The sequence below is a fragment of the Bartonella sp. AP57NXGY genome, from assembly GCF_042195805.1.
Taxonomy (GTDB): Bacteria; Pseudomonadota; Alphaproteobacteria; order Rhizobiales; family Rhizobiaceae; genus Bartonella.
In genome coordinates, this window is record NZ_JBHIOZ010000051.1 from 1 (window position 1) to 6931 (window position 6931).

At 39.3% G+C, this 6931-nt stretch carries 6 protein-coding genes and 1 pseudogene; all 7 read right to left on the bottom strand.

Annotated features, from left to right (window positions below):
* Positions 1–428, bottom strand: a pseudogene (locus ACFIL8_RS06045) (cell envelope biogenesis protein TolA); the annotation flags it as partial.
* Positions 429–535: 107 nt separating this feature from the next.
* Positions 536–988 carry a protein TolR gene (gene tolR / locus ACFIL8_RS06050; RefSeq protein ID WP_375689135.1) on the bottom strand — a complete coding sequence of 151 codons (453 nt, stop codon included), beginning with the start codon at positions 986–988 and terminating at the stop codon, positions 536–538.
* Between the two features lie 15 nt (positions 989–1003).
* Positions 1004–1717, bottom strand: a complete 714-nt coding sequence (gene tolQ, locus ACFIL8_RS06055) for a protein TolQ (RefSeq protein ID WP_375606538.1) — start codon at positions 1715–1717, stop codon at positions 1004–1006.
* Between the two features lie 1736 nt (positions 1718–3453).
* Complete coding sequence (gene ybgC / locus ACFIL8_RS06060) at positions 3454–3894, bottom strand: tol-pal system-associated acyl-CoA thioesterase (RefSeq protein WP_375611759.1); 441 nt, start codon at positions 3892–3894, stop codon at positions 3454–3456.
* 211 nt (positions 3895–4105) lie between these two features.
* Positions 4106–5200 (bottom strand): Holliday junction branch migration DNA helicase RuvB, encoded by a 1095-nt coding sequence (ruvB, locus tag ACFIL8_RS06065; RefSeq protein ID WP_375613207.1) that lies wholly within the window; start codon positions 5198–5200, stop codon positions 4106–4108.
* Between the two features lie 13 nt (positions 5201–5213).
* A complete protein-coding gene (gene ruvA, locus ACFIL8_RS06070; protein WP_375611757.1) occupies positions 5214–5828 on the bottom strand; it encodes a Holliday junction branch migration protein RuvA in 615 nt (204 codons plus the stop codon).
* A 13-nt stretch (positions 5829–5841) separates the two neighbouring features.
* Positions 5842–6357, bottom strand: a complete 516-nt coding sequence (gene ruvC, locus ACFIL8_RS06075) for a crossover junction endodeoxyribonuclease RuvC (protein ID WP_375613206.1) — start codon at positions 6355–6357, stop codon at positions 5842–5844.
* Between the last annotated feature and the right edge of the window lie 574 nt (positions 6358–6931).

The window sequence follows — 6931 nt, forward strand, 5'->3', positions numbered from 1 at the left end:
GCAACCTTGGGTGCATCCTCTGTTTTTGCTTCTAATAATTCTGGTTTTGTAAGTTCTGGTGCAGATGTTTCTGATGTGTTCTCGCTTGATGGTGGCGATGCTGTTTCAACGGGACGCGGCTTTTCCTTTGGTTGAAATGGTGCAAGACTATCTATTTGTCCCTCTCCAATATGGCGTGCATCTTCTTTCTCTTGTGGCTGCATAGTTGGTTTGACGGCAGGGATTGCACGGATAGGAGCCTTCACGGCTCCTTGTTGAGAGGAAAACTCGTCCACCAAAGGAGCAAGAGTGATGGGAATTGCTTCCAACGGTTGTGGTAAAGAGACAGAGTTTGTAAACTGAACGGCTCCCCAACTGAGAAAAATGACATGGACCACAAGGGATAAAGCCAAGCCTCGTTTCATACTATGATAAGAGTCTTTGTTCATTCTTTATGCCTTACTTATGCCTTACATTTTTTCATTTTTAATCACTCTATGCTCTTTTAAAAACATCTTAAAAACAACCGGTTATGCACAATTTTATTACTTATTATTTATTGTGCTAAACTTGCTAACGCAACTTGAGAAAACCCCGCTTTTTGAATATCCGCCAGCAGTTTTAATACTTTCTGATATTCAACAGTTTTAGCAACCCGCACAAAAACTCGTTGATCTTTTTGTGTAGCATCTGCTTCTAGAAGAGTTTTAAGGTGTGCAATCAGGGCCTGTGACGTTTCATAATAATCTTGATTAATGGCAAAGCGCCCTTGCGCGTCAAGTGAAACCGTAAGAGGTGTTTTTTGAGCTCGTACGGGACCCGCTTGACTACGAGGCAAATCTAGAGGAACACCGTTCACTAAAAGGGGGGCAGAGACCATAAAAATAATCAACAAGACCAGCATGACATCCACAAAAGGAGTAACATTGATTTCACTCATCAGTTGGCTTCGTGAATGATGCCGCCTACGTGTATTTTTGCGAGAAGAAGAAGCAACAGAAACGCCCATGGGATAAGATCCTTTTTATAAAGAGGAAGGTGCTGTGCGTGTTTCATCAATACGCCGCGATACAATTGTTGAAAATTCATCGGCAAAATTTTCTATTTGTGCAATGATGCGCGCACTTTCATGGGTCAACTTGTTATAAGCAATAACAGCTGGAATTGCTGCAAACAAACCAATCGCGGTTGCCAAAAGCGCTTCTGCAATCCCTGGCGCGACAATGGCAAGTGATGTATTTTGAGAAGCTGAAATAGAAAGAAAAGACTCCATAATACCAATAACTGTTCCAAAAAGTCCGATAAAAGGTCCCGCAGATCCCAGTGTCGCAAGAAAACTTAATTTTGATTCTATTTTTTCACTTTCACGTCCCAGCGTCAAATCCATAGCCTTATCAATTCTGCTCTGCAAACTTTTCGATGTATGGGTCCCTTTTTCAAGAGATTTTTTCCATTCAACCATTGCTGCCATAAAAACTGCGGATATACTATTGGTACGTTGACTTTTGCATGATGCATAAAGATCTTCTAGCGCTTTGCCAGACCAAAATGTACGTTCAAACTGCTTTATTTCACGCCGTATTCTCCGATACGTAAAAATTTTATCAAAAATAATTGCCCAACTCCAGATGGAAGCGAGCAGCAACCCAATCATAACACCTTTCACGATCCAACTCGCTTGCATAAACAAATGCAACATTCCAATTGTTTCCGGATTTGTTAGTTCACCATGCGGCATAATTTTTATCCCTCTAAATGAAAGGTGTATTTTTAAAAGTTTTATAAAACAGATTATTTTATAGTTTCTAAATTTAAGTAAAGACTTTAGTTTCACATAAATCCATGCGCTAAAACAAGACTTGTTTCTTAAATTTCCTTAAAAAGTGATGACGAGAGACATCCCTCAATGCACACCCCCCTCATTTCACAACAGCATTTATGAAAAATATAACGATAAGGATTTCTCCATAAATGCTATAAAAATAAAAGACATAAAAATGCATGATATAAAATCTATTATGCACCACCATCTTTACGCTTATGAAAAGAACGCTAAATCATCATACGCGTTTTAAGCTTAAAATACAGCGATAAGTCTTAGCACTTGAAAAGATTCATAAGAAGCATTTTATTCCTTTCTTAAGTATTTTTGTATCCACTCACCAACTCCGCTTGTGACATGTAAGAAAATGTTTTTGATTAATTCGCGGCAATAGAGCTTGAAAAGAAAAAATTTTACAAGTTTCAGAATTATCTGAAAGTGACAACGCAATGAATTATCATTGTAAATAAATATGTTATCATCATAAAAGATGACGCTTTGCCTCAGGCTATTATTTCTCTCATTTTCCATCGAATTGAATACGGGGTACACCATCGGGCACAAAAAACGATACTAAACCACCCTACCACACCTCACAACAATGCGCCTCCCCCATGCACCCCCCCTATTATAAGTCCTATATAATCTAGTGTAAGTCTCATGTAATCTCATTGTGTTGTGAATTAGCCCCTTTCAATGCCTATCATCTCTCTGGCACCATGGTATAACGTACAAGCTTCCGTGACATGAAAAAAGCCTTTTCACGTCTTTACTTCATGAAAACCAGCTTCTTCGCTCTCTTTGCTCACTTGCGATATTTGATCATTATTGCATTGAAAATGATACATAAGGAACATTTTTACAATTTTTTCAATGATTTTTATTGCTCTCTTATGATGCGTAAGCAAATGATTTTAATTGTTTCAACATGAACAGATTTGAAATGTAAAGTATTTTATTCTATTCCTCTATTAGGGTTTGTACCCGTGAGAAGTGATAATTTATCTTTCTAAGTCAATATATTATATAGAATAATATGCTTTTGAAACTTTAAATCAAGAATGCATTTCTGCTTTGTATACATTGATCTCTCACTCATTTACTACGCTTAGAAGCGCACATAAAGTGATGCATTATAGATAGAAATGGATGAAACACGCGCTCTTGTGATGCCAAATGACAATCCAGTAAAAAAAACAAATCAAATTGCTTAAAAACACCCTTTGGGTGTTTTTAAGACAATTTTCGACCTAATGGCTTATTATCACTTTATTGCAATATTGCGCTGGGTATGTGCATTTTTATAAAAATAAATCTTAATCCATTTTTATTTCTTTTTATATTTTGTACTTTTTCGCTGCTTTCCGATGCCAACAAACCTTTCTTCAAAAAAAAGAAAATATCTTGAGTTTATAGAAGAAAATGGATGATATGACATTGTTTTTGAATCATAACATGGATAGGGCGTGTTTAATTTTGTGGGATATCATCTTCAATTTATTGTAGTTATTGTAGCAGAGGTGCTTTCTTTTGCTGTATCGTGTAACCTTGTTAGAAAACATCTAGGCTATGATAAATGTATAGTCTTAGATTATAGATTACTTTATATCTGCTGATCTCTCCTGAAGCGGCTGTTTCAATGAATAACACTTTTAACCAAGCATTTTTGCAAAAAGTTCTTTGGGTAAACGTCGCGGTTTTGCCTCCTCATTAATCAGAGCAATTTCAACTTTGGCTGTTACCAACGTAGTCATCTCATGCAAAATAGATTGCTCCATAAAAAAGCGGGCCCCTTGGATATGAGTAACACGTGTTTTAACGACTAAAAGATGATCAATTTTAGCGGGTCTTGAAAAATTAATTTCCATATGACGAACAACAAAAAACAGTTTTTCCCCCTCACCCCCTGCTGCTAACATCTTATTATTAAAACCGGTATCGCGTAAAAACTCTGAACGTCCTCGTTCAAAAAACTCAAGATAACGCGCATGATAAACTACACCGGAAAAATCTGTATCCGCAACATAAACGCGGACCTGAAAATTATGAAAAGCGTTTGTATGATTGCTCTTAAAAGGTGTTATTTCTGTCATCGACTTCATATCCCATAAAATCATCTAATATAGCAAATTATCTATCAATCAAAAGATTGAACACATTTTTGTGTTGAAGTTGTGAAAAGCAAAAAATCTTTAATAGTGCCAAACCTTTTTAGCCAGAATATGCTAAAAGAAGGCACGTCTCTTGTATTTTATGACCTTGCTATAAAATATTCACATAGTTTCTTTTAACAAAGAGAATGCCTTAGTCATCTTCCCCATCCCATAAAGATGTCTGAAGTGATGAATTGTCTTGAGCATCAGAAAGTTGAGAACGCCTTTGTATAGACGTTGTAGAGGCTGGAGCAGAAAGCCCTAAATGGCTCCAAGCCTTTTCAGTTAGAATGCGTCCACGAGCGGTTCTTTGAATAAAACCTTGTTGGAGCAAATACGGTTCAACAATATCTTCAATGGCATCGCGTGGTTCTGATAAAGCAGCAGCAATCGTTTCAATCCCCACCGGTCCCCCTAAAAAAGTTTCCGCAATCAGGAGCAAGTAGCGGCGGTCAAGCGGATCAAGCCCAAGATGATCAACCTCAAGGCGCGAAAGGGCTTCATCGGCGATTTTTTGGTCAATTTGTTTTGCCTGTTTAACCAGAGCAAAATCACAAACGCGCCGTAAAAGCCGTCCGGCAATACGAGGCGTCCCGCGTGCTCGGCGTGCAATTTCATGAGCACCATCATCACTGATCTTAACGGCAAAAAGTCGTGCATTACGCTGCACAATATATTCCAATTCTTCTATCGTATAAAAATTGAGACGAATTGGGATGCCAAAACGGTCTCGTAGAGGTGTGGTTAAAAGCCCCAAACGTGTGGTTGCTGCCACCAAAGTAAATTTAGCCAGATCAATTTTCACCGAGCGTGCGGCCGGCCCCTCCCCAATGATCAAATCAAGTTGATAATCTTCCATGGCTGGATAAAGAATTTCCTCAATCGCCGGATTTAAGCGATGAATTTCATCAATAAACAAGACATCACGTTCTTCAAGATTGGTCAAGAGAGCGGCTAAATCTCCTGCTTTAGCGATGACCGGCCCTGAAGTAGAGCGAAAATTAACGCCTAATTCTTTTGCCATAATCTGTGAAAGCGTTGTTTTTCCCAACCCCGGTGGCCCTACAAACAAAACGTGATCCAGCGCTTCTTGCCGCGTTTTTGCTGCTTCAATAAATATTTTTAAATTAGCCCGCGCCGCTTCTTGACCAATAAAGTCATCGAGAACTTGTGGCCTCAAGGAACGATCTGGATCGTTAGGAAGGGGGGCGGAACCCAGAAGGCGTTTATCTTCATCTTTATGCATTGTTACCTTGATTTTAAGTAGGAGAAGAAAGCAATTTGAGACTATGGCGGATCAGCAGGGCAGAAGAAACAGTTTCCCCCTCAAGAGCATTCATCGCAAGAGCAAGAGCACGAGATGCATGCTCCCGTTCAAACCCTAGCTTCATCAACGCGGAAAGCGCATCATGCGCAGGTTGATTGGTCATCTCACGCTGAGAAACCGAAACAGTCTTGACAGCTTGTTCAAAGGGGAGTGTTTTACTTTTCAGTTCACCCACAATTCTTTCACTGACTTTTTTACCAACGCCTGGCGCTCGACTAATCATCGCAACATCGTTTAAAGCAATAGCCTGTGCAAGTTCATCTGGCGATAAAGTACCCAAGATTGCCAAAGCAACCTTTGCCCCTACTCCAGGAACATTTTGTAGAAGACAAAACCACTCCTGTTCAGCTCTTGTAGCAAAACCAAAAAGGCGGATTGCGTCTTCCCGAACATGCGTTTCAATAAAAAGGCTTAACGCCTCCCCAACAGAGGGTAAAGAAGGACGCAGCCGATTTGACACAAAAACAACATACCCCACACCGTGAACATCAAGAAGGATATGATCATCAAAGATATGTTCAAGAGTGCCCTTTAATTTGCCAATCATGCTTCCACCCCACTCATATCGCCATCCTTGCCTGATAAGATCGGTCAATACTGTTACGGTGCATACTATGACAAAGAGCAAGAGCAAGAGCATCAGCCGCATCACTGCTATCAAATTCAGCCCGTGGGAGGAGAACTTTGACCATCATATGGATTTGTTCTTTAGCCCCATGTCCAACCCCAATAACTGATTTTTTCACTTTGTTGGGCGCATATTCAAAAACAGGAAGATTTGCTTGCGCAGGAACCAGCAGTGCAATTGCACGCGCTTGGCCAAGTTTTAAAGTTGCTGTAGCATCTTTGTTGACAAATACATGTTCTACAGCGGCTTCATGGGGCATAAATTGATGCACAACCTCTGAAAGACCTTTGTGGATCTGACATAGTCTGGAAGCCAGCTCACACTGTACATCAGAAGAAACCGTCCCTGCTGCAATAAACTGAAGACGATTACCCGCAACATCGATAACGCCCCACCCTGTACGCCGTAATCCGGGATCAATGCCTATAATACGAATCGTCTCTGCCATAAACTACAGTCTATACACTTTTCCCCCCTGTGAATAAAGATGTGAATAAAGACAAGACCACAAAGAAACCAGCAACCCAAGACAAAACCAGTAAAAAGATAATCATATCCCCCAAATTTATACAATTATAACACACAACGAACAGCATCTTTATGGAATACACTTTATGAAGCATAACTGAAATCAATCAAAACCATTCACACATCACAAGCAAGCACCTTATCAAGCACCCTCTAAAGCATAAAAATTCCCTTTCTGTATCATTTCCAATGCCATAATGGTTAAACATCGCAAACGAGAAAATAGATCAGTGCTGGATTGCACATTCATAAGTATAAAGAGGCTATGCAATGAATAGTATACACTTTACGGAAACTTTTTACATTATAGCATGACGCTACCACAATAACTCAACACATTGATTTACAAAGATAATTAATTATTTTGTATGTTGCATAAGAATCCCGAATATCCTAAGATTTTCTCATTACAAATCTGTTTATATTGAAGCAATCAAAACCATTCTCTTACATATGAAACGTGGGATTGCCGTATAGAGTGAAACTGTACAAGA

What these genes read in the sequence shown, in the direction of transcription:
- tolR (WP_375689135.1), bottom strand. Translation starts at nt 988, where the DNA reads ATGGGCGTTTCTGTTGCTTCTTCTTCTCGCAAAAATACACGTAGGCGG.
- tolQ (WP_375606538.1), bottom strand. Translation starts at nt 1,717, where the DNA reads ATGCCGCATGGTGAACTAACAAATCCGGAAACAATTGGAATGTTGCAT.
- ybgC (WP_375611759.1), bottom strand. Translation starts at nt 3,894, where the DNA reads ATGACAGAAATAACACCTTTTAAGAGCAATCATACAAACGCTTTTCAT.
- ruvB (WP_375613207.1), bottom strand. Translation starts at nt 5,200, where the DNA reads ATGCATAAAGATGAAGATAAACGCCTTCTGGGTTCCGCCCCCCTTCCT.
- ruvA (WP_375611757.1), bottom strand. Translation starts at nt 5,828, where the DNA reads ATGATTGGCAAATTAAAGGGCACTCTTGAACATATCTTTGATGATCAT.
- ruvC (WP_375613206.1), bottom strand. Translation starts at nt 6,357, where the DNA reads ATGGCAGAGACGATTCGTATTATAGGCATTGATCCCGGATTACGGCGT.